Source organism: Rhizobium sp. AG207R (assembly GCF_027109195.1).
GTDB classification, from domain to species: domain Bacteria; phylum Pseudomonadota; class Alphaproteobacteria; order Rhizobiales; family Rhizobiaceae; genus Rhizobium; species Rhizobium dioscoreae.
The window spans coordinates 395,806-418,605 of sequence record NZ_JAEPVT010000002.1; the positions used below are offsets into that span (position 1 = coordinate 395,806).

Below are 22,800 nucleotides of genomic sequence, written 5' to 3' on the forward strand. Positions count from 1 at the left end.
TTTCCATGAGCACGATCTTGGCTGCGGGCGATTTCGACCTCACGGAAGAAGCGCCCGCAAAGATCAATCTTGCACTGCATGTCACGGGCCGCCGAGCCGATGGCTATCATTTGCTCGATATGCTCGTCAGCTTTGCCCGCCATGGCGACCGTCTTTTCTTTCGCGCAAGTGCGGATGACGATTTCAGTCTCTCTGGACGTTTTGGCCCGTTGCTTTCGGCCGATGCCGAGGCCGGCGACAATCTCGTTCTCAAGGCGCGCGATCTCTTGCGGCAGGCAGTCAACTCGGCCGGCTTCGATGCCCCCCCTGCCCATATTCATCTGGAAAAGAATCTACCGATCGCATCCGGCATCGGCGGCGGCTCGGCGGACGCGGCGGCGACCTTGCGCGGGCTGATGCGGCTATGGCGCGTTACCCTGCCGGAGGCGACGGTCAAAACCATCGCCTTGAAACTCGGCGCCGATGTGCCGATGTGCCTTGCCAGCCAACCACTGGTCGCGCGCGGGATTGGCGAGGCGATAGACCTGCTGCGGGGATTTCCCGCCTTTGCCGTGGTTCTCGGCAATCCGCTTGTCGGCGTCTCGACATCGGATGTGTTTCGGCAGCTCACCCGCAAGGACAATCCGCCGCTCTTGTTTCCATCACAGATGCCGCAGGGACACGGCGAATGGATCGACACGATCAAGACCCTGCGCAACGATCTGGAACCGCCGGCACGCTCGATCTGCGGTGAGATTTCAGCGCTCTCCGGCCTGATCGAAAGCCAGGGGCCGATCATGACGCGCATGTCCGGTTCCGGTGCGACGTGCTTCGGTATTTTCAACGATATCGAACAGGCGACGGCCGCCGCCGCTTCGCTTCACAGGCAGCGGCCGGACTGGTATTTCCAGGTAACCGAAACGATCGCGGGAGAGGCATGATGGCAGCGTTAGGCAACGAAAGATCCTTCATTCCCGTCGGCATCGCCGTGCTGACCGTTTCCGATACACGCACGCTCGCTGACGATAAATCCGGCGATACGCTGGTTGCCCGCATTGCAGAGGCGGGTCACAGGCTTGCCGCCCGCGCCATCGTGCCAGACGACAAGGAGCGCATCCGCGCGCAGGTGGAAGCCTGGACGAAGGACGATGCGATTGATGTGGTGATTACCACCGGCGGGACTGGCTTTACCGGCCGCGATGTCACGCCCGAGGCGCTGGAGCCGCTGTTCGAGAAGCGGATGGATGGGTTTTCCGAGGTCTTCCATCGCATTTCCTACGACAAGATCGGCACGGCGACGATCCAGTCACGGGCGACCGGCGGTGTGGTCAATGCCACCTTCATTTTCGTACTGCCGGGTTCGCCTGGCGCCTGCAAGGATGCATGGGACGGCATCTTGAAGGCGCAACTCGACTATCGCCACATGCCCTGCAATTTCGTGGAGATCATGCCGCGCCTCGACGAGCATCTAAAGCGCGGCGCCGGCTCGAGATAGGTCTTCTGCTCAACGCGATATTGCGCGTCGATCATGCCTTCGGCAGAACAGGAATTGATTCCCAAGAATCGCCGGTGAGAATGATGCAGCTCCGGCCGGATACGTCGCTCATCAGCAGTGTCCAGTTGCCGCTCTCGGCGGCGTAGATCTCAACAATCGTGCTCTGATCGAGCTTGCCGACGGCCGAAAGCTTTTCCGAAAGATGGTCGCCAAGAAACGCGACGATATCGACGCGTTGAGCGCAGGCCAAGGTCACCTGAGCGGCGGCAATGCCGGGGAAAAGAGTTGCACTTGCAACGAAGATCGTTGCCATGAGGCGGTAGAGCATCGTGCGTTTCATAACGCACCTCCTTTCGCCGAAATCCCGGCAGAAAAGGAGAGTTCCGCTGACCAGTTCCGCCTGATATCGGCATCTTCATGGTCGGCCGCCTGACGCGACACGCATAAGGTGCCGCCACATGCAAATTATCGCAGCTATTCGCGCGTTTACAAATGGAATCTGCGGAACGCTAGAGCAGTTCCAGCAAAAGTGCGAAGCGATTTTGCGTCCGGAGCTGCGTAAAAACAAAAAGATGGAGCGTTTTTGCAATTCGAAGAAATGCGGAAATGCTCTAGGCCCTATCGCGCCGCGCGTGCCACCCAGGACGGAATGAGCTCGCTTGAAAGCCGTCGGCCCTTCTGTCCCTTGGCGAACTCCGCCAGCCCCATGCCCGACCTGGCGACGGCGATCGCCTGGTGCTTGGAAAGCAGTAAACCCAGTTCCAGCGGCGCCGTACGACGGCCGATTCGCTTCAGAAACGGGCGACGATAGCCGCGCGATGCTGTAAAGCGCGCCGGCACCTTGTTCAGCGAGACATATTCGGCGATCTCATCGATCCAGCCGGCTTGCGGCCGTGCGCCCGGCTCGATCAGCAGCAACCATTCGCCCCTCGCAGACCGCAATATATCCTTGATATCCCACTGCGAATAAAAGCGGCAGCCGGCGGCATCGGCCACCTTCGATGTGCCGTCCCTGGAACCGTGATCAAGCACGACCACGTCGCTGACCAGCCCTTCGACCGCTCCTGCCACCAATGCCGCCAATGTCTGCGCCAGCTCGGGTTCGTGATCCTGGCATTCGATGATGACCGTCAACATTGCCCATTTATAGAGCGGCGCATAATTTATTGCCAGCACCTAACCCTCAGGCTCGAGCGTTTAAGAAAAGCATCATAAGCGGCCGAAATTCTCACGGCCGGCGCCGCCGAATACCTCCCGTGAATGAGATGGAAAATGACGGTCGCGGATTTTTGTTCTTGCAATGTTCTCATTTGTCGGATAGGAATTTAATCATCTTAGACGCGGCATGCGATGGCATGAGCCGCCCTGGAGCTACCGATGAACGAGCAGTCCCTTGCAGGGCAGGCCGCTTTCGCGCCTGCCAACACGGCAGATGTTGCCAATGCTTTGATCGCCGATGCCGGTCTCAGGGTCGACGTCGAGCGCCGGCGTGGGCGCGGCGCCGGATTGAACCCGAGCGGCCGGTTCGAGCCGCAGCAGCGCGAAGCTTTCGACGACGGCTGGCAAAGCTGGGAAGAGTTGCCGCCATTCAAAACCGAAGTGCAGGTGGAGAAGCCGCGCACGGCCATTACCCGCAACGAATCCCCCGATATTCCCTTCGACCGATCAATCAATCCTTATCGCGGCTGCGAGCACGGCTGCATCTATTGCTTCGCACGGCCGACGCATGCCTATATGGGACTGTCGGCGGGGCTGGATTTCGAATCGAAGCTCTTTGCCAAGCCGGATGCCGCCAAACTTCTGGAGCGTGAGCTGGCAAAGCCCGGCTACAAGCCGCGGGTGATTGCCATCGGCACCAATACCGACCCCTATCAGCCGATCGAGAAGGAATGGCGGATCATGCGCCAGATTCTCGAAGTGCTGAACCGGGCGAACCATCCGGTTGCCATCGTCACCAAGTCGGCGCTGATCATGCGCGATATCGACATTCTGAAAGAGATGGCCGCCAAGAACCTGGTGCGCGTAGGCCTGTCGGTGACGACACTCGACCGCAAGCTCGCGCGCACCATGGAGCCGCGAGCCGCGACGCCGCCGCGGCGGCTGGAGGCGATCCAGGCTTTGAGCGAGGCGGGGATCCGCACCTCGATCATGGTGGCACCAATCATTCCAGCGCTCAACGACCATGAGATCGAGCGTATCCTCGACGCCGGCAAGGCGGCCGGTGCGCTGGAGGCAAGCTATGTCATCCTGCGGCTGCCGCTGGAAGTAAGCCCGCTCTTCCGCGACTGGCTGCTGCAGCATTATCCGGATCGCTATCGTCACGTCATGTCGCTGATCCGCTCGATGCGCGGTGGCAAGGATTACGATGCCGAATTCGGCAAGCGCATGAAGGGTGCCGGACCCTATGCCTGGCAGATCAGCCGCCGTTTCGAGATGGCGACCCGCCGGCTCGCGCTCACACGCCGCAATATTGCGCTACGCGACGACCTGTTCGTGCCGCCGGATGGCAGCGGCGTGCAGCTGTCGCTGCTCTGACGATCCCTGCGGGTTTTCCCTGTACCCGCTGGAAAAGCCCCTGGCTTCGCCGCCATGATCCACCGGGGGCTTGCAGGAGATCGGGTGGTGTGCGAGCTTCGCCGCATGTCACGCCGTGCACCACCCGATTCTCCAATGCTGTTCGAGGATGTTCCGCTCGTCCCCACTTTCGAGCTGGAACTGATTGCGCGCCGTGCCGGCCATTGGCCGGTTGCCGGGGCCGATGAGGCAGGCCGAGGCCCACTTGCCGGACCGGTCGTGGCGGCCGCCGTCATTCTCGATCCAGAGCGTATCCCGAACGGGCTAAACGATTCCAAACAGCTGACAGCCGCTAGACGTGAGGAACTGTTCGTCGAAATCCTGGCGACGGCAACCGTGTCCATCGCCTCGTCGAGTGCCGGCCGTATCGACACGACCGATATTCGCAAGGCAAGCCTCGATGCGATGCGCCGTGCCATTTGCGGGCTTGCCGTGCCGGCGAGCTATGTGTTGACCGATGGGCTCGACGTGCCTGTTGGGCTCGCCTGCCCAGGAAAAGCCGTGGTCAAAGGTGATGCGCGCTCCTTCTCCATTGCTGCCGCTTCGATCGTGGCCAAGGTGACACGCGACAGAATGATGGCGCGTGCTGGTGTCGTTTTTCCGGCCTATGGTTTCGCGGCCCATGCCGGCTATGGCACGGCGCAGCATCGTGCAGGTATCGAGGAGCATGGTCCCTGCCCGCTGCACCGCATGAGCTTTCGCCCCTTGCGCAAAGAGGTCATCTAAGCACTCAGCCCGTCAGCCCCGCGGCGATTTCAGCCGACCGCTTTCTGATATATGCAACATCTTCTCTGTAGACGCGGTCATGTCCCTCGTGGAGATTCCGACGATATCTCTCGATGCCGCGGGCAGCTTCCCGTTCCATGAAGGCCAAAAGAGCCTCGAGCCGCTCGACGATGACGTCAGGCAATGAGGGACGCTCGGCAATGGACAGGCCATAGGCATCGACAAAGACGCGGGCGCGACCAACTTGGGCGGCAAGTGTGTCCATTCCGTCGACGGCGACGCTGGAGGACAGCGGCGCCCAGCGATAGACGGCATAGGCCAGATCCCACATTCGCGAACCGGGATGCGCAGCCTCGAAATCGATGATACCGGTCACTTCGCCATCGTTCAGGACGACATTGTAGGGAGCAAAATCCCCATGGCAGATGACCTCGCAAGGCGAGCGGGCCGGCAGTTGCCAGGTGTGATCGGCCTCAAGGTCCTTTGCGAACAAGCGGGAACAATCGTGATAGCGACGCAGCAGCGATGCAGCCGACCGCAGCGCCATTTCGCCGCGCATATCAATGCAGTCATCGAGATCGCCCGTATCCCCGAGCAGATAGGTTACCCGCTCCCAGGCCTCGTCATATCCAGCCGAAATCGGAGCTGCATCGAATCCGTGCCGATGCAGCGCAGCCAGCAAGGCGTGGACGCCGGGTGTCCATGCCGCAGCCGGTCTCACGATGAGATCGCCTTGACGAAACGGTTCGCCGCCTGTCGCTGCCTGCATCCATCCCTCCTCAATCTCATGATTTTGCTGTTGGTTCCGGCAATGATCAAGCCAGCAGGAGGGAAATAAAAAACCCCGCCGAAGCGGGGCTCTTTCGAATTTCGATATTCCCAGGGCTTAGTTCAGCCGCGTCTTCACTTCCTTGACGGCATCGCTGAAGAGACCGGACTGGACGTTCCCATCGGCCTTCTTGGCAAGCACCGATTCAGCAGCGGCGATCGCGAGGTCGACAGCAGCGGAGCGGACCGCCTTCATCGCATCGGCTTCAGCCTGCTTGATCTTCTGCTCGGACAAAGCCGTGCGGTTGGCAACGAATTCCTCGGTCTTCTTGCGAGCCTCGGTCGTCAGCATTTCCGCTTCGCGCTCAGCTGCGGCAACGATGTGTGCTGCCTCAGCCTCGGCTTCCTTGCGCTTGCGCTGATATTCGGCCAGCAGATGCTGGGCCTCTTCACGCAGGCGCTTGGCTTCCGCCAGCTCGTTGCGGATCTGATCTGCGCGGTCGTCCAGCGACTTTGCCATCATGCCCGGAACCTTCAGGTAAACGATCAGGCCGAGGAAGATGAGAAGGCTGACAAAGGCGAAGAAGGTGTTGTCTAAAGCGAACTCCATGGATCACCCCTCCTGCTTGGCGGCGGCGGCTGCAACCGCAGAGGCGACATCGGCCTTGCCGGCGACATTGCCGACCAGCTGCTCGACGACAGCGCTAGCCGTCTCCTCGGCAATCGCACCGACATCACCGAAGGCTTTCGCCTTGATTTCAGCAATGCGGCCTTCTGCGGCCTTGAGCTTCTCAGCCAGGCTTGCCTCGATCGCCTTGCGATCCTCTTCGGCCTTGGCCTTGGCGGCATCGCGGGCAGTGGCGCCGATGGAATTCGCCTTGGCGCGCGCAGCGGCCAATTCGCTTTCATAGGTCGCGACGGCGGCATCGGCTTCAGCCTTCAGACGCGAGGCCTCTTCGATATCCTGGGCGATCCGGTCGTGCCGGCTTTCCAGAATGCTGCCGACGCGCGGAATAACGATCTTCTGCATGGCCACGTAGAAGATGACGAAGGTGATCACCAGCCAAAACAGCTGTGACGGATACGTCGTATGGTCAAACGGCGGGAATACGCCGCCGTGATGGCCTTCATTCGGCGCACCCGTTTCCGTGTGCACCGCTCCGGCGGCCGGCGGTGCTTCTTCAGCATATGCCGGGGTCACAAACATGCTCACCTCCAGGTGGTCTGCAAATACAAAGAATCACGGCTCGCTGCCCGCGAACCGTGATCTATGACGCCGCTGATATCAGACGGCGAAGAGCAGGAGGAGAGCGACGAGCAGCGAGAAGATGCCCAGAGCTTCCGTAACGGCGAAGCCGAATACCAGACGGCCGAACTGGCTGTCAGCAGCCGACGGGTTGCGCAGTGCGCCGGACAGGTAGCTGCCGAAGATATTGCCGAGGCCGAGAGCCGTGCCGGCCATACCAAAGCAAGCCAAACCTGCGCCGATGAACTTTGCTGCTTCCGCGTCCATGTTGAACTCCTTTGAAATGGTTGTGCGGTGAATGACTGACGCCGTTAGACGCCAATGTCTTTATCCTTAGTGGCCGCCCGGATGGATTGCGTCGTTGAGGTACATGCAAGTCAGCACCGCAAAGACGTAAGCCTGAAGGAAGGCGACAAGGAACTCGAGACCGGTGAGGGCGACGGTCATGATAAGAGGGAGAACAGCCCCGCCGATACCAAGCGCGCCGAGTGCTCCGAGCGAGGCGACGAAGCCCGCGAACACCTTAAGCGTGATATGACCGGCCAGCATGTTGGCGAAAAGACGAACGGAGAGCGAAACCGGACGGGACAGGAAGGAGATGATCTCAATCGCCACTACCAGCGGCAGAAGAACACCCGGAACACCCTGCGGGACGAAGATCTTGAAGAAGCCGAAACCATGCTTGATCAAGCCGTAGAAGATAACGGTGAAGATGACAAGCAGCGCAAGCGCCAGTGTCACGATGATCTGGCTGGTGACGGTGTAGAAGTAAGGAACAAGGCCGAGCAGGTTTGCCGTCAGGACGAACATGAAGAGAGAGAAGACCAGCGGGAAGAACTTCATTCCCTTTGTCCCCGCCCCCTCTTTCAACATCGAGGCAATGAACTCATAGGCCATTTCCGCCACCGACTGCGAGCGCGTCGGGATGACGCCGCGCGGCGCACTGGCGAAATAAAGGAAGCCAGCGGAGAGAACTGCGGAGGCAACCATGAACAGCGAGGCGTTGGTGAACGAAAAATCAATTCCGCCGATATCGATCGGGATAATCTTGAAGATCAGGAACTGATGGGTAGGATCGTTTGCCACCGCTTGTTCTCTTTCATTTTTCCGCTCCACCGAGCGGATGCTTCTCATCTGGAAACAGCGCCGCAGCGTTGCCTCCGCTCATTTCTTATCAGGCCTACCCTCGCCCGGCACCGGTGTCGCCACCTTGCCCGCAGAGCGCAGCACATTCAAAACGCCGGCACAAAATCCGAGAAGCAGCAAGATAATCATGCCCCACGGCGTCGTACCGACAAAACGGTCGAAGACATAGCCCAGAACGGCGCCAACGATGATTGCGGCTATGAACTCGCTGGAAAGCTTCATCGCCTGAGCGTAGCCCTTACGGCTTTCCTCGGCGCGAACCTCCCCGCGTTCATCCTCTCTCACCGCAGCGCGCTTGGTCGCCAATTCGGCTTCCAGCTGCGCCCGCCGCTGTTCCAGACCTTCGTCGCGGTCATCCGTCATGGTGGCATCCTCCCCATTTTCGTTGCGCGTAATCCCTGTACCCCGGTCAACGCGTAAACGAACAGCAGGTTTCGCCACCTTTCGGCCCGTTTTGAAGTCGCGCGCAACATAGTTTTAGGAAAAAGCATAGTCAAGGCGTAGGCGTCATCTGTCCAGCCATAAATTAGCCCAATTAAATCATGATCTTAGAGCGAAAGAGCCATATTGACCGAAAACTGAGCCGAAGAATCCTCTTCAGCCCGCGCTTTCCTGTGGCTTTTTTGCCAGGAGAAGCGACCTCGCCCGCGGTGTCAATCTGCCGGAACCGGGCGCATCAGCTCCAGCCGCCGCCATAGGTCCTGTAAAAGATGTGCATGCCTATGCGGCCGACCTTCACCATTTCGGCAGCCCATTTCGGCCGGACATAGACAGCATGGTAATGAGTGGCGGAACCGACTTCCGGCAGCCAGATCTTGCCGGCGGTCACGGCCATGGCGACCTGACGGGCAATGCGCCAGTGTTCGGGAGAATTGACGCGCTCCTTGACGTTGTCGCAGGCGAAGGAAAACTGGCAAGCGTTGGTCCAATCCTCGTTCTGATAGACGACGCCGCAAATGGTCTTCGGGTAGGCCGGGTTGCGGACACGATTGAGGATGACCTGGGCAACGGCCGCCTGTCCTTTCACGGACTCGCCCCTCGCCTCGAAATAGATGCCAGTGGCAAGGCACTGCTGCTCGTCGGGCGAGAAAACCGATGGCGGCAGGACATTGGCGGCCCAGGCATGATCCTTCGGGCCGATCTGCGGCACGAAGCGGCCTTCACCGTCCTGATCCCTGGCGAGAATGGAATCGAAGGGCGAGACACGGGCATAGTCCGGCGCCGGCGAGGCATAGGCCGCGGCCAGAACATCGGCATTCTGATTGGTGACCAGATTGGCGATATAGGCCGGCACGCTATCATCAGGCTTTGGCGGCTCTTTCTTGTAGAAGGCGGTGGCAATCTGGATTTCCTTGCCGCCGAGCTTCGGCTTCAGGAAGGCGGTGCGCTCGCCAGTCGCAGATTCCGGCCGAAGCAGCATGCTCTGGCGCTGCAGCACCGAGCCTGCGGAAAAATCCTTCGGCGGCTGCATCGGCGTGATGGCCACCACCCTGCCTTTCTTGTCCTGCCGGTTGATGCGGTCTTCATCGGGCCGGGGATCGCTGCCCTTGGCTTCGGATTGGAACGCGACGCGGCGCCCGTCCGGCAACACCAGACCGCCATCTCCAATGGCGGCAGAAGCCTTGACATCACCGAAGGCCAGTTCCGCCTGATGGGTGGAGCCGGCCGGCGAGTCCGTCATCACCATGCGCCAATTGGCCCCTTCCCTGTCGATCCCGGCAAGCAGGCCGGCAAGGTCGCCATAGGCTGCTGTCGATGGAAAAATAAGCCAGGCGCAAAGCCCGAAGACGGCTGGAGAGGTCCAATTTTGTGGCAGGAACCGCGACTTGCGGCTAACGGAACGCGAGCGAGACAACACCGGACTCCAAACGGCACTCGAAACTAGGAGCCGGAATAATCTCCCATTAACCTTGATGGATGGTTAATTCGGACGAATCTATGGTTATGCAGGTGGTGAACCGAAAACAAAAAAGGCCTGGCGGAGATCCGCCAGGCCTTTTGAACGAACAGCACGAATATCTGCGTCAGATGATGACGTGCGAACCCAGTTCCACAACGCGGTTGGCAGGCAGGCGGAAGTAGTCGGAGGGGTCGGTCGCGGCGTTGGCGAGCGCGATATAGAGCCGGTCCTGCCAGTGCGGCATACCGGATTTCGCATCCGGCACCAGCTTGCGGCGGCCGAGATAGAAGGAGGTCGACATGATGTCGAACTTCAGGCCCGTCTTGCGCAGGGTTGCGAGCGCCTGCGAGACATTCTGCGATTCCATGAAGCCGAAGCGCAGCTCGACGCGCGAGAAGCGCTCCGAGACCTTCTCGACCGAATAGCGATCCTCCTGGGCGACGCGCGGCTTGTTGATGGTGCGGATCGTCAGGATGACGTTCTTGTCGTGCAGGACGTGATTGTGCTTCAGATTGTGCAGCAGCGCGGCGGGCGCAGATTCCGGATCGCTGGTCAGGAAGATTGCCGTACCGGGCACATGCGCGGGCGAATGATCGCTCTTGCGCTCGATGGAGCTGACGAAGGACGACAGCGGGATATCGGTGTGCCGCGTCTTTTCCATCAAGATCGAGGTGCCGCGGCGCCAGGTCCACATGATCACCGTGAAGGCCGTTGCGATCATGACGGGAACATAGCCGCCGTCGTGGATCTTCAGGAGGTTGGCGCCGAGGAAGACGAATTCCAGCAGCAAAAGCGGTGTGAGCACGGCAACCGCCATCGGCAGCGTCCAGTTCCAGCGGACTCGGACGAATTCAAATGCCATGATCGAGGTGACGACCATCGCGCCAGTCACCGAAATACCATAGGCCGTTGCCAACGCATCCGAGGTCTTGAAGGCCAATACGAGGAAGATGACGCCGAAGAACAGGACCGTATTGACCGATGGCAGGAAGATCTGCCCGGTATTGGTCTCGGAGGTAAAGAGGATTTCCATACGCGGCAGGAAGCCGAGGTGAATCGCCTGACGCGTGAGCGAGAAAGCACCCGTGATGACGGCCTGGCTCGCAATGATCGTCGCCATCGTGGCGAGAATGACCACCGGCAGAATCGCCCAATGCGGATACATCAGGAAGAACGGGTCCGACATGGCCATGGGCTCGCGCAGCACCAGCGCGCCCTGACCGAAGTAGTTCAAGGTCAGCGACGGAAACACCAGTACGAACCAGGCCCACTGAATCGGGCGGCGGCCGAAATGGCCGAGGTCGGCATAGAGCGCTTCCGCGCCCGTCACCGTCAGGAACACAGCACCGAGAACGACGACGCCGAGGAAGCCCTCGCGCATCAGAAAGCTCACCGCATACCAGGGATTCAGCGCTGCCAGAATGCTGTAATCATCGGAAATATGCATGATGCCGGCAAGACCCATGACGATGAACCAAAGCGCCGTGATCGGACCGAAGAAACGGGCGACGGCACCGGTACCATGCGACTGGATCGCGAAAAGCAATGCCAGGATCGCCACCGATATCGGGACGATATAATCCGACAATTGCGGGGTCACCAGCTTCAGACCCTCGACAGCGGAAAGAACGGAAAGCGCCGGAGTGATCATCGCATCACCGAGGAAGAGCGCGGCACCCAAAAGGCCCAGCAGCATCAGGATGGCCGTGTGGCCATTCGCCGTCTTCATCAACAGCGCCAGCAGCGACAAGGTGCCGCCTTCGCCGTCGTTGTCCGCACGCAGCAGAAAAAGGACATATTTGATCGTGACGATGATGGTCAGCGTCCAGAACATCAGCGACACGACGCTGATGACTTCGCCGCGCGTCAGACCATCGGCGGCCACCGGCTTCAATGCTTCGCGAAAGGCATAAAGCGGGCTCGTACCAATGTCGCCATAAACAACGCCGATCGAGCCGAGGGCGAGGTATGCGAGCTTACGAGCGTTCATTTTCCCGTCGGGAGAATGATGGGTTTCGTTAGACATTCAGGATCACTAGACTCTCAGAGCCAGCCTTTCCAGCGAAAAAAGAAAAACGGAACGATGGCGGAAACCACCATCAGCAACAACGATGTCGGGTAACCGTAGGCAAAGTGCAGTTCGGGCATATGCTCGAAATTCATGCCGTAGACGGACGCCACGAGCGTCGGCGGCAGAAATACCACCGAAGCGATCGAAAAGATCTTGATGATGGCATTCTGCTCGATATTGATCAGCCCGAGCGATGCATCCAGCAGGAAGGTGATGTTTCCCGCGACGAAGGATGCATGCTCCGACAGTGACTGCACATCCCGCGAGACGTTGCGACACAGTTCCCTGGCCTCGTGGTCCTGCTGCATGGCGGGGATGGTATGAAGAAAGGTCAGCAGCCGGGACAGCGAACTCAGACTGTCACGCACCTTGCTGAGCGTACGGTGATAGCCTGCGATGTCCTTGAGCTTTTCTTCCAGATAGTTCGCCGGGCGGCGGATCTTCTTTACGCGATCGCCGAACACGTGCACCGACAATATATCGATACCCGCCACGGTCTGTTCAAGGACCTCGGCGGTACGGTCGACGATGGTTTCGAGAAGCTTGGCAAGAAGCGCGACACCCGTGCGCCGCTCCTGCGGAATACGCTGCAGCGCTGCGATGAAGAGTGCGAAGGACTTCGGCTGCGCATAGCGGATGGTGACCAGCCGATGTCCCGTCAGGATGAAGGCGACATCGGTGAGCATCGGCAGATTGGTGTCGGCCTTCCACAGCAGCGAGGCCGTGAGAAAGACAGAGCCGTTTTCGACATAGAGGCGGCTCGACGGCTCGATGTCCTTCATGTCCTCGCGCGTGGGCACCTCGAGCCCAAGCAGGCGCTCGATATTGGCCTCTTCCTCACGCGTGGGATCGACCATATCGATCCAGACGGCATTGTCAGGCAAGCGGTCGGCGGCCGAAAGATCGGGCAGCTGAAGCGGCTTGGAATCTGAGCAATAGGCAGTTATCAACTGCTTGCTCCCACAGCAGCGGAGAGGAAGCCGCCATCAAGGCGCCTTGCGCGCTCTTGCCGCGATCCCACCAATGGCCAATGAAAAAAGCTCATAAAACCCCGGTCGTATCCCGCCGGTCCGGCCGGGAATCCGTGTCCATGTTCCATTGCGCTGCTGTACCAATCCTTCGCCCGTCCTGGCGAAGCCGCCTGCTCGGACGAAATAAAACCACCATGCGGCGGAGGGCGGTCATCGGAAATGCCCGACCAGTTCCACGCCGGCGGCGCATATGCAGCAAAGCTCGCAAAGAATCAAGTCACAACCTCTTCATTGCGCGATTTCACCGCAGTTTGGCTAAACTTGCGAAGTCATAGCACAGGACGCCGACAAGACAATCCGTCACTATACGGAAAGCAGACATGTCTTTGTGAATTATTCAAATACGATCGATGGCGCCGCGCGCTGCGGTGCGCCTGCCACTTGCTTCCAGACATTGGCTGCGATCTCTCGATAAATATTCGCAACCACCCCATTTGGCTCGGCAGCGACGAGCGGCGTGCCGGCATCCGAAGTTTCGCGGATGCCCATGGTCAGAGGCACCTCCCCCAGGAAAGGCACGCCGATGCGTTCTGCCTCCTTGCGGGCGCCACCATGGCCAAAGATATCGTAGCGCGCACCGGTATCCGGCGCGATGAAATAGCTCATGTTCTCGACAATGCCGAGGACAGGAACCTCGACCTTGCGGAACATGTTCAGGCCCTTGCGCGCATCGATCAAGGCCAGATCCTGCGGCGTAGACACGATAACGGCACCGGCAAGCGGCACCTGCTGCGCCATGGTGAGCTGCACGTCCCCGGTGCCGGGCGGCATGTCCACCACGAGCACGTCAAGCTCGCCCCAGGCGACCTCGCGCAGCATCTGCAGCAGAGCGGACTGCACCATCGGCCCGCGCCAGATCATTGCCGTTTCCTCTTCGACGAGGAAGCCCATCGACATGACCTTGAGGCCATAATTCTCCATGGGATTGATGATGCGCCCATCGATCTGGGTGGGCCGTCCGGAAATCTTCAGGAGGCGCGGCATCGAAGGACCGTAGATATCGGCATCCAGGATGCCGACTTTCAGGCCGTTGGCAAGCAGCCCCAGCGCCAGATTGACCGCCGTCGTCGATTTGCCGACACCGCCCTTGCCCGAGGCGACCGCGATGATGGCCTTGACGCCCGGAACACCGATCTTGGCGGCGCGGGGCGGCTGTTGCGGCGCGTGCTGATGAGGATGCGAATGGGAATGGCCTCGCGGGGCAGCTTGCGCAGGCGCGGCCCGGGGCGCCGGAGCGCCAGCCTTCTTGTCGGCCGTCAGCGCGACCAGGGCGCCTTTGACACCGGGCATATCCTTGACGACACGCTCGGCGGCAAGACGCATCGGCTCCAGATCCTTGGCGCGCTCGGCGGGTACGGTGATGGAGAAATAGACCTTGCCATCGGAGATGAAGACATCCGACACCATGCCGAGTTCGACGATGTTGTGCTCCAGGTCCGGGCCGCGAACCGTCTTCAACGTTTCCAGCACCTGTTCCTTGGTGATGTCTGCCATTTCATCCTCACTGCAGAATCCTTTTCGGCAGCGCCGCAGGGAGCGCACGCTTTCCGAAATCATTCTGGCTTAGATAGTAGAGAGGCGGAACTTCGCCAAACGAAATTCGGGACGCCGTCGATAAAATGCGTCTTCGTTGCGGCCGGCAGGTCCGCCGGGTCCATAAAGAACCCTTACCAGCCGCAACGCGCTCCCAATTCGGGAAGACATGATCGCGGGCCGAGATAGAACACTCGTCTGAAAGGAATAGGGCAAAGGCGCGAAAATCGTCCCACAAGCGCGCCCGAAATTGCTAAGCGTGTTAAATAAGCAACAACCGTCGCCGACCCCCTCGCCGGGAGAAGCTATGGCGACGGGGCATCGGCGACGGTCGTTTGATCCGCGCACGTTTCATCGGCGCTGTTATCAAAGTCCCCTCTGGACCTCTGTCTTCTTATAAGCAGGAAGCGTGCCAGTTTTCAGAAAACCAGGGAAATAACGGTATTTCAATTGGTTAGTCGCTGTCCGCCTGGATCGGCATGATCGATCATCGCCATAGGGTTCATCATATTTTATTCGCAGCGCACAAAATTCATTCACACGCTGCTCGAATCTCGATCATCACGTCGAGACGACAACGTCATTATTTGATCAATCCAACGCGCAAAGCCTTGGCGACGGCCTGAGTGCGGTTGACGGTGTCGAGCTTCTTGGTGGCGCGGTTGAGGTAGTGATTGACCGTATGTTCGGACAGAGACAGGATTTCGGCGATCTCGGCGCTGGTCTTTCCGGCCGCTGTCCAGTTCAGGCAATCGATCTCCCGGTCGGTCAGGGCATCGACGACGCGAACATCGAGATTGCGGATTTCCGCAAGCCGGTCATAGACGTGAACTGCTATATAGAAAAGGTCCTTGACCTCCTCCATCGAAAAGAGCTCGCGATCGCCAGCCAAACAAACCGCGCCGCGAAGACCGGAGGCATCGTGCGTCGGGAAATAGACGAAGCGCGTCATGCGGAAACGTTCGAACAGAGCCACCACGAGCTGCGACTTGCTCTCCTCGCGATTGGGGCTTGTTGTCACCTCATAAAGAAAGGGCAGCGTGGAGCCGCGCAGACGCTGCAGCGGGGGGCTGGTCGACAACAGGTTTTCCTGATCGTAGATCGACAGCAGCTCTGCCGGCCAATTGTTGATGACTGAATTGCTCTGCAGGTCCGAGGACGTAATAGGCGGCAGATTGAGCACCATGAAGGCCCGGCAACGATAGGCCTCCGTCAGGCCCTTCATGAAACGGAACACATCGAACTGCGTCTTAAGCCTGCTGATTTCCTCGATAAAGTCCCCGCCACGAGGGGACATGCCCGCCTGTATCAATGCCGCCATCATCAGTCTTCTTTATGTAAAAGAGGAAGAAAATACGAAACTTCCGTCTCTTGTCCCTCACGATTATCGTACGGCAGCCGGTCTCAGCCGCTCGGCAAAATATAAGTTTTCCAAAATCACGACTGCATCAACGCCCGTTACTATTATGTTCGCCCAACACCTCGCCAAATCCTGTATGGTTCCAATAATCACTTGCGGATAATGGCAGTTCTTCCGCATATCTCAACAGTAAAATTCAAGATAAACGAGCAATTTCGCTAAGATCAGGCACCGACAGCATTAAATCCGCGAGTTTCCGACAGCCGTTGCGCGAAATTTATGGAGTCAGCGCTTAGGCCCCATGCGGTTGCGCATGTCCGTCATGATCGAATCAGCAGCAGCAACCACCAAAGGCGCCCATGCCTGCAACTTTTCCAGTGTGACGCGATAGGCTGGGCCGGTCACCGAGACGCCGGCCAGCATATGCCCATCGTCGGAACGGATCGGGGCGGCAACGCAGCAAATGCCGCTTTCATGCTCCTCGAGATCGAAGGCATAGCCTCGCTTCCTGATTTCCGAAACATCGACAAGCAGCTCCGAGACATTGCGAAGCGTATGCTCGGTATAAGGGCGATATTCGAGGCATGAGATTCTCGCATCCAGCTCGGCATCGTCGAGCGCGGAAAGCGCCGCCTTGCCGACACCGGTACAATAGGCCGGAGATGCATTGCCGACCTGCGAATACATGCGTACGGATTGGCGACCCTCGACCTTGTCGAGATAGATGACCTCCGTGCCACGCAGGACGCCAAGATGGACGGTTTCGCCGGTCACCTCCTGCAGGCGGTGCAGATGTGGCTCAGCAACCGCGCGAAACTCGTTGCGCGCCCAGCTGCGCGAGGCAAGCGTCAAGAGCCGCAATCCAATCAGATAACGACCATCGCGGTCGACCTCCAGCAGCCCTTCCTCGACAAGGTGCGACAATTGGCGATGCAATGTGCCGCGCGGCTGATCGGAGAGCGAAAGGATGTCGGTAAAGCGCATCGGGCCATCGGCGAGCGCGACAAGATCGAGCAGGGAGACGAGCTTTCCCAGCGTTCCGGTTTCCCGGTCGCGATGCCCTTTATTTTTTCCACCCTCTGAACCCAGATCCACGTTCATTCATTTATCTCTGGCAGAGCCGCACTATCCTTGACACCGCGCAAGGGTAGATCGATAATTCCATATAGTCAAATTATGTTCCGAATAATGGAACTTTCGATTGATCGGGAGGAGACATTTGGTGGATACTCAGGCGCAATTTCCCGATCTGAAAGATCGCACCGTCCTCATCACCGGCGGCGGCTCCGGCATCGGCGCAAGCCTTGTGGAGGCCTTTGCCAATCAGGGCGCAAAGGTTGCCTTCATCGATATCATCGAAGAAGCGAGCAAGGCACTGGCGGCCAAGCTTTCGACGCAATCCGCCCATCCTGTTTCCTTCTATCACGCTGACCTGCGTGATATCGGCGCGATCAAAAGCGCGGTTGCTGCGGTTGAGTCCGATCTCGGGGCGATCCGTGTCCTCGTCAACAATGCAGCCTGGGACGACCGGCACGATATCGACACCACGACCGAAGAATACTGGGACAACAATCAGGCAATCAACCTGAAGCAGGTCTTCTTCGTCTCGCAGGCGGCTGCACCCGGCATGCGCGCCGCCGGCGGCGGGGCCATCATCAATTTCTCCTCGATCGTCTTCAAGATGAACCCGCCGCTGCTGTCCTCCTACGCGACCGCGAAGTCCGGTATCATCGGGTTGACCAAGAGCTTTGCCGGGCGCTTCGGTCCCGAGAACATCCGCGTCAATGCCGTCCTGCCGGGAATGATCGTCACCAAGCGACAGCTCGACCTCTGGCTGACCGAAGAGGGCATGGCGAAGACGATAGACCGGCAATGCCTGAAGCGCGTGCTGAGCGCCGACGATCTGGTCGGGCCGGTGCTCTTCCTGGCTTCGGACTGCTCCGGCGCCATGACCGGACAAGCTATCACCGTCGACGGCGGTATTTTCTAATCTCAAGAGTTCTGACGTAAGACTTGGAGCATTTCTCATGACGAAACCCGCATATGTCGCGGTGGACTGGGGCACCAGCAGTTTCCGGCTGTGGTTGATCGGCGAAGACGGCAGCATACTGGCAGAGCGCCGCAGCGGCGAAGGCATGACCACGGCGGCCCAGATCGGCTTTGCCAAGGTCCTGCAATCGCATCTCGACGCCATATCCGCACCGGACGCCCTTCCCGTCATCGTCTGCGGCATGGCCGGAGCGCGCCAGGGCTGGGTGGAAGCCGGATATATCGACACGCCGACCTCACTTGCCGCCATCCTGACAGGCGCCGTTTCCGTGCCCGGACAATCCCGCGACGTGCGCATCCTGCCGGGTCTCGCACAGCGCAGCCAGCAGATGCCCGATGTCATGCGCGGCGAGGAAACGCAGCTGCTCGGCGCGATTGCCGCCGATGCGAAGGGCGAACAGCTCGTGTGCATGCCGGGAACGCATTCGAAATGGGTGCGCGTGCTGGATGGCCAGGTGACAGGTTTTTCCACCTTCATGACGGGCGAGCTTTTCGACGTCATTACCAAGCACAGCATCCTGTCGCATGCCGTTGCCGGCGCTGCGGACATGCCGCCCGACACGAAGGCGTTCGAGGCTGCCCTCAAGACGGCCCTCGACAAGCCGGCCCTCGTCACCAACCTGCTGTTCACGGCCCGCTCCGGCCAGCTCCTGAACGGGCTTACGGCCGCCGGCGCCCAGGCACTGATCTCGAGCACCCTGATCGGTGCGGAAATCGCCGGCGCGCTCGATTCGGCGGGGCAGAATGCGGCCATCACGCTGGTCGCTTCCGGCCGCCTCCAGGCTCTCTATGAAGACGCCTTCCGCACCCTTTCCCTCAATTACAAGACCATCGATGCCGATGCCGCCGTCCGTCGCGGACTGTCCGCTGCGGCCGAAGCGATCTGGTTCAAGAAAGAAAGCAAAAGCTGATGACGACCCGCATTCCCTTCCCGCCCATGAAGCGCCCGCTCATTGCCATTCTTCGCGGCATCAAGCCGGAGGAGACGGCCGATATCGTCGGCACGCTGATCGAGACAGGTTTCACGGCAATCGAAATTCCGCTGAATTCGCCGGAACCGTTCCGCTCTATCGAGATCGCCGCCAAGATGGCGCCTGCGGATTGCCTGATCGGCGCAGGCACGGTGCTGACGGTGGAAGACGTCGACCGGCTGGATGGCGCCGGCGGCAAGCTCTTGGTGACACCGAATGTCGAGCCCACGGTCATCAGCCGCGCCCGCGACAAGGGCATGGTGACGATGCCCGGCGTCTTCACCGCCACGGAAGCGCTTTCGGCCGCCCGCGCCGGTGCCACCGGTCTCAAATTCTTCCCCGCCGGCGTGCTCGGCGCCTCCGGTATCACAGCCATTCGCGCCGTCTTGCCGCCCGAGCTCGTCATTGCGGCGGTCGGCGGCGTTTCGGACAAGAATTTCGCCGATTACACCAAGGCCGGCGTGCTCGCCTTCGGCCTCGGCACCAGTCTTTACAAGCCGGGAATGACGGCTGCAGAGGTTGCCGAACGCGCCAAGGTCACCATTTACGCCTATGATGCAGCCGTAGGAGCCTGATCTATGACCGATATTCATGATTTCCAGGGCAATATTCTCTGCAACACGTCCTCCGTCCTGGGAGAAGGCCCGACCTACGACCCCGATACAGACACCGTCTGGTGGTTCAACATTCTCGGCAAGGAACTGCACGAACTGCACCTGCCGACCGGAAAGAAACAGGTTCACGAGCTGCCGATGATGGCAAGCGTGCTGGCTCGAGTCGATGCGGAGCGGCAGATGATCGCCACCGAGCAGGGACTGTTCCTGCGCGATATCGCGACCGGCGAATTGAGCTTCTATACGGCCATCGAAGCAGACAAGCCCGAAAACCGTTCCAATGACGGGCGTACGCATGTTTCCGGATCGCTCTGGATCGGCACCATGGGCAAGCGCGCCGAGATGCAGGCAGGCGCGATCTATCATGTCGCCGGCGGCAAGGTTACGAAGATCTTCGACCAGATCAGCATTCCGAATTCCATCTGCTTTTCTCCTGATGGCACGATCGGCTATTTCACCGATACCCGCGTCAGCCAGCTGATGCGCGTGCTCGTCGACCCCGAGACGGGCCTCCCGACCGGCGAGCCGATCGTCATGGTCGACAGCATGGAAGATCCTGGCGGCCTTGACGGTTCAGTCTGCGACGCGGACGGCTATATCTGGAATGCGCGCTGGGGTTCCGGCTTCGTCGACAAATACAGCCCGGACGGCCTGCGCATCGAGCGCTATCGCGTGCCCGCCATGCAGCCCTCCTGCCCCGCCTTCATCGGCAAGAATGCGGACCGGCTGGCCGTGACGACCGCCTGGGAAGGCTTGGATGAGGAAGCGCGCTCCATGCAGCCGCAGGCGGGTGCTCTTCTGGAACTCGGCCTGACGGTGAAGGGCGTTTTCGACCCTCCATACAAGCTTTGATTGAAATCCCTCCTCAGCCGTTCGATGCGGAAGAGGACATTACTTCTATGATCGATGCGATATCCAGCTTTTCCGGCTTGCGAAAAAACCGCGATCCGCATCGATCCATTTTCCAATTCGGCCAATCCCCAAGTTGTTTTTCAAAACGTCGACCCGCTGTTTTCATGCTATATTCCGTCTGTTTTCAACTTCCGCCTGTTGGCTTCTGCAACTTTTGACGGAACCAAAACCTCACTAATCCATTTGCCCTTATGACCGGTACGATGAAGGCCGGCAAACGGAGGTTTCACCGCGCTGGTCAGCATGCGCGCCCGATAAAGCATGCCCATCGGAATGAAAGGTAGGTTCACGATGACTGGGAAACTCTTCACTTCTGTCGCTGCAGGCGCAATCTTCGCCACGGCCTCGGTACTTTCGCCGATGGCGTTCGCTCAAGCGCAACAACCGTCGAACGGGGGAGCCGGCAATACCGGCAACAATGCGCCAATGACGCAATCCGCCCCGGCGACACCGGATGCCACAAAGCCGAATAACCCGACGCCGCAAACCAAGGCTCAGGCACCCGCACCGTCGCCAGGCGCCGAACAGGCCGGCGGCTACATGACCACGCAGTCGGCCGATCAGATCAGTGCCAGGACCTATATGGGCCAGTCTGTCTATAACGGCCAGAATGAAAGCATCGGCAGCATCAACGACCTGATCCTGCAGAAGCAGGGCGGTGTTATCGCCGCGGTCGTCGGCGTCGGCGGTTTCCTTGGCCTCGGCCAGAAAAACGTCGCCGTACCGTTCGACAAGATCAACGCCACGCAGAATCCGCAGGACGGCACCGTCAAGCTCACGACGACCGAAACGGCCGACTCGCTGAAGGCTGCCCCAGAATTCAAGACCCTGTCGATGCAGGCTTCCGAAAAGGCGGCACAATCGTCCGGTACGTCGACAATGCCGGCCACCGACAACACCACGACTTCGTCGACCACCAACAAGTAACTATCGACAAAGGTTGGACGAAATACGGAAGCGGCGGCCTTATGGGCCGCCGCTTTCTTTGACCATCTTTCACCCTACTTTTTGGGATTAGGCAATTTCGCGTTCGTGGCTGAGATCGAAATAATGGGTCTGCAGGTAGCGAAGCGTCGCAGCGCTATCGACCGGCTTTCCAAAATAGTAGCCCTGCCCCATGGCGCAGCCCAGTGCCTTCAGCTTCGCCGCTTCAGCATGGTCCTCGATACCTTCCGCGACCACACGCAGGTCAAGCCCTTCGCACATGGCAAGAACAGCCTTGATAATGTGCTCGGAGGCCCTGTCCGAATTCATGCGCGAGACGAAGGCCCGATCGATCTTGACCTTGTCGAAAATGAATTCGCGCAAGCGTCCAAGGCTGGACTGACCGGTGCCGAAATCATCGAGAGAGATGCGCACGCCGACCGCTCGAAGATCGGCGATGATGCGATGGGCGGTATCGGCCGAGCTCATGACCGCCGTTTCCGTGATTTCAAGTTCGAGGCGGTGCGGGTCCAGACCGGCGCGTGTCAGGATGGCGAGAATGCTGCTGCTGGTGCCGGGATCCATCAGCTGCGCCGAGGAGAGATTGAAGGACAGAAACAGTTCGCGCGGCCACGAGAGCGCCGCCTCCGCCGCTTTTCGCAGCAGCGTCTCGGATAGCGCATCGATAAAGCCTCGTTCCTCGGCAAGCGGCACGAAGACAGCCGGTGAGACAAAGCCGAGATCCGGATCGTTCCAACGCGCCAGGGCCTCGAAACCGAGAACCATGTTGTTGGCAAGCGAGACGATCGGCTGGAAATGCACATCGATGGAGTCGGAAATGATGGCGTTGCGCAGCGCCTGCTCCAGCTGCGTCGCACGCTTCATCTCCTGCGCAATCTCTCTGGAATAGACGGTGATCTGGCCGCGGCCGCGACGCTTGGAGCGATAGAGCGCCGTATCCGCATTTTTCAGGAGATCGTCGAATTCTTCTCCGGCGAAAGGATGAATGGCAAAGCCGAAGGATGCGGAAAGGCGGACATTGCGATCGCCGAGATCATAGGGCGCCGACAGCACTTCGCGGATCATCTGCCCGAATTTCTCGGCGCCGACGCGTTCGAAGACAAGCGGCAGTACAAAGGCGAATTCATCGCCGTCGTGACGCGTCACCAGTGCGCCGTCGGGTATGCAGGCCTTCAGACGATGAGCAACCTGGCAGAGGATCTCATCGCCCGCGTCGACGCCGAACAGGTCATTGATCGGCTTGAAGGCATCGAGATTGACGATGCCGATCGTAAAGGGTGCGGGATCGCCGGCACGCTCAAGCGAAAGCGCGCGCGCACGCTCGCGCATGCGATGGCGATTGCCCAACCCGGTGAGCGGATCGGTATAAGCGGTTGCCTGCGGCTGCTGATTGACTGGCCCCGGCAGCATCTCAGTCGATTTCATATTTGGTTCCGGCCTTTTCTCCACCCGGGTGAAGAGCATGCCGAGGAAGTCTTAA

Annotated in this window: 25 protein-coding genes; 9 read left to right on the forward strand and 16 right to left on the reverse strand. The window is 59.6% G+C overall.

Translation table 11 applies throughout. From position 1 onward, the window contains the following. Positions 1-5: 5 nt before the first annotated feature. Complete coding sequence (locus JJQ51_RS05895; protein WP_113330984.1) at positions 6-920, forward strand: 4-(cytidine 5'-diphospho)-2-C-methyl-D-erythritol kinase; 915 nt, start codon at positions 6-8, stop codon at positions 918-920. Further along, entirely contained in the window at positions 920-1,474 is a 555-nt protein-coding gene (gene moaB, locus JJQ51_RS05900) for a molybdenum cofactor biosynthesis protein B (RefSeq protein ID WP_113353859.1), read from the forward strand. The genes JJQ51_RS05895 and moaB overlap by 1 nt, the downstream gene beginning before the upstream one ends. A gap of 31 nt (positions 1,475-1,505) precedes the next feature. On the opposite strand, the gene JJQ51_RS05905 is transcribed toward moaB, so the two are convergent. Beyond that, positions 1,506-1,814, reverse strand: a complete 309-nt coding sequence (locus JJQ51_RS05905) for a hypothetical protein (protein WP_069612433.1) — start codon at positions 1,812-1,814, stop codon at positions 1,506-1,508. A gap of 278 nt (positions 1,815-2,092) precedes the next feature. Further along, complete coding sequence (locus tag JJQ51_RS05910; RefSeq protein ID WP_113354075.1) at positions 2,093-2,611, reverse strand: glycosyl transferase; 519 nt, start codon at positions 2,609-2,611, stop codon at positions 2,093-2,095. A gap of 240 nt (positions 2,612-2,851) precedes the next feature. On the opposite strand from JJQ51_RS05910, the gene JJQ51_RS05915 reads away from it, so the two are divergent. After that, on the forward strand, positions 2,852-4,009 hold the full coding sequence (locus JJQ51_RS05915; protein WP_113330981.1) for a PA0069 family radical SAM protein: 1,158 nt from the start codon (positions 2,852-2,854) through the stop codon (positions 4,007-4,009). Between the two features lie 105 nt (positions 4,010-4,114). Next, positions 4,115-4,774, forward strand: a complete 660-nt coding sequence (locus tag JJQ51_RS05920; protein WP_113330980.1) for a ribonuclease HII — start codon at positions 4,115-4,117, stop codon at positions 4,772-4,774. A gap of 4 nt (positions 4,775-4,778) precedes the next feature. Here JJQ51_RS05920 and JJQ51_RS05925 read toward each other — a convergent pair whose 3' ends face one another. From JJQ51_RS05925 to JJQ51_RS05980, 12 genes are all read right to left on the reverse strand, one after another. After that, positions 4,779-5,543 carry a phosphotransferase gene (locus JJQ51_RS05925; RefSeq protein ID WP_113353858.1) on the reverse strand — a complete coding sequence of 255 codons (765 nt, stop codon included), beginning with the start codon at positions 5,541-5,543 and terminating at the stop codon, positions 4,779-4,781. A 117-nt stretch (positions 5,544-5,660) separates the two neighbouring features. Then, positions 5,661-6,152 carry a F0F1 ATP synthase subunit B gene (locus tag JJQ51_RS05930; RefSeq protein WP_069612429.1) on the reverse strand — a complete coding sequence of 164 codons (492 nt, stop codon included), beginning with the start codon at positions 6,150-6,152 and terminating at the stop codon, positions 5,661-5,663. A 3-nt stretch (positions 6,153-6,155) separates the two neighbouring features. Further along, positions 6,156-6,749: a F0F1 ATP synthase subunit B gene (locus JJQ51_RS05935; RefSeq protein ID WP_069612428.1), complete on the reverse strand. Its 594-nt coding sequence runs from the start codon at positions 6,747-6,749 to the stop codon at positions 6,156-6,158. 78 nt (positions 6,750-6,827) lie between these two features. Continuing rightward, a complete protein-coding gene (locus JJQ51_RS05940) occupies positions 6,828-7,055 on the reverse strand; it encodes a F0F1 ATP synthase subunit C (RefSeq protein ID WP_015338972.1) in 228 nt (75 codons plus the stop codon). 66 nt (positions 7,056-7,121) lie between these two features. Continuing rightward, a complete protein-coding gene (locus JJQ51_RS05945; protein WP_092709533.1) occupies positions 7,122-7,874 on the reverse strand; it encodes a F0F1 ATP synthase subunit A in 753 nt (250 codons plus the stop codon). A gap of 78 nt (positions 7,875-7,952) precedes the next feature. After that, complete coding sequence (locus JJQ51_RS05950; protein ID WP_113353857.1) at positions 7,953-8,297, reverse strand: AtpZ/AtpI family protein; 345 nt, start codon at positions 8,295-8,297, stop codon at positions 7,953-7,955. Positions 8,298-8,610: 313 nt separating this feature from the next. Further along, a complete protein-coding gene (locus JJQ51_RS05955; RefSeq protein ID WP_113353856.1) occupies positions 8,611-9,789 on the reverse strand; it encodes a cell wall hydrolase in 1,179 nt (392 codons plus the stop codon). 169 nt (positions 9,790-9,958) lie between these two features. After that, complete coding sequence (locus tag JJQ51_RS05960; protein WP_371864861.1) at positions 9,959-11,824, reverse strand: potassium transporter Kup; 1,866 nt, start codon at positions 11,822-11,824, stop codon at positions 9,959-9,961. Positions 11,825-11,877: 53 nt separating this feature from the next. Then, positions 11,878-12,855 (reverse strand): magnesium transporter CorA family protein, encoded by a 978-nt coding sequence (locus JJQ51_RS05965; protein ID WP_113330975.1) that lies wholly within the window; start codon positions 12,853-12,855, stop codon positions 11,878-11,880. Positions 12,856-13,269: 414 nt separating this feature from the next. Beyond that, on the reverse strand, positions 13,270-14,430 hold the full coding sequence (gene apbC, locus JJQ51_RS05970) for an iron-sulfur cluster carrier protein ApbC (RefSeq protein WP_113353855.1): 1,161 nt from the start codon (positions 14,428-14,430) through the stop codon (positions 13,270-13,272). Positions 14,431-15,052: 622 nt separating this feature from the next. After that, positions 15,053-15,793, reverse strand: a complete 741-nt coding sequence (locus JJQ51_RS05975) for a helix-turn-helix transcriptional regulator (protein WP_371864862.1) — start codon at positions 15,791-15,793, stop codon at positions 15,053-15,055. A 321-nt stretch (positions 15,794-16,114) separates the two neighbouring features. Further along, a complete protein-coding gene (locus JJQ51_RS05980; RefSeq protein WP_152095506.1) occupies positions 16,115-16,930 on the reverse strand; it encodes an IclR family transcriptional regulator in 816 nt (271 codons plus the stop codon). Positions 16,931-17,048: 118 nt separating this feature from the next. Between JJQ51_RS05980 and JJQ51_RS05985 the strand changes: the two genes are divergently transcribed. From JJQ51_RS05985 to JJQ51_RS06000, 4 genes are read left to right on the forward strand one after another with little or no spacing between them, the layout of a single operon-like run. Further along, the gene (locus tag JJQ51_RS05985; protein ID WP_152095507.1) at positions 17,049-17,819 is read left to right on the forward strand and encodes an SDR family NAD(P)-dependent oxidoreductase; all 771 of its coding nucleotides are present in this window, start codon (positions 17,049-17,051) and stop codon (positions 17,817-17,819) included. Between the two features lie 37 nt (positions 17,820-17,856). Beyond that, positions 17,857-18,789, forward strand: coding sequence for a 2-dehydro-3-deoxygalactonokinase (locus JJQ51_RS05990; protein WP_113353853.1), 933 nt, complete (start codon positions 17,857-17,859; stop codon positions 18,787-18,789). Then, positions 18,789-19,424, forward strand: coding sequence for a 2-dehydro-3-deoxy-6-phosphogalactonate aldolase (locus tag JJQ51_RS05995; RefSeq protein WP_113353852.1), 636 nt, complete (start codon positions 18,789-18,791; stop codon positions 19,422-19,424). The genes JJQ51_RS05990 and JJQ51_RS05995 overlap by 1 nt, the downstream gene beginning before the upstream one ends. Positions 19,425-19,427: 3 nt before the next feature. Beyond that, complete coding sequence (locus JJQ51_RS06000; RefSeq protein ID WP_113353851.1) at positions 19,428-20,315, forward strand: SMP-30/gluconolactonase/LRE family protein; 888 nt, start codon at positions 19,428-19,430, stop codon at positions 20,313-20,315. 13 nt (positions 20,316-20,328) lie between these two features. Here the strand turns inward: JJQ51_RS06000 and JJQ51_RS06005 are convergent, their stop codons facing one another. Beyond that, entirely contained in the window at positions 20,329-20,481 is a 153-nt protein-coding gene (locus JJQ51_RS06005; protein ID WP_269244418.1) for a hypothetical protein, read from the reverse strand. A 185-nt stretch (positions 20,482-20,666) separates the two neighbouring features. Between JJQ51_RS06005 and JJQ51_RS06010 the strand changes: the two genes are divergently transcribed. Continuing rightward, complete coding sequence (locus tag JJQ51_RS06010) at positions 20,667-21,302, forward strand: PRC-barrel domain-containing protein (protein WP_152093649.1); 636 nt, start codon at positions 20,667-20,669, stop codon at positions 21,300-21,302. Positions 21,303-21,389: 87 nt separating this feature from the next. Here the strand turns inward: JJQ51_RS06010 and JJQ51_RS06015 are convergent, their stop codons facing one another. Then, positions 21,390-22,745: a putative bifunctional diguanylate cyclase/phosphodiesterase gene (locus tag JJQ51_RS06015; protein WP_113420902.1), complete on the reverse strand. Its 1,356-nt coding sequence runs from the start codon at positions 22,743-22,745 to the stop codon at positions 21,390-21,392. Between the last annotated feature and the right edge of the window lie 55 nt (positions 22,746-22,800).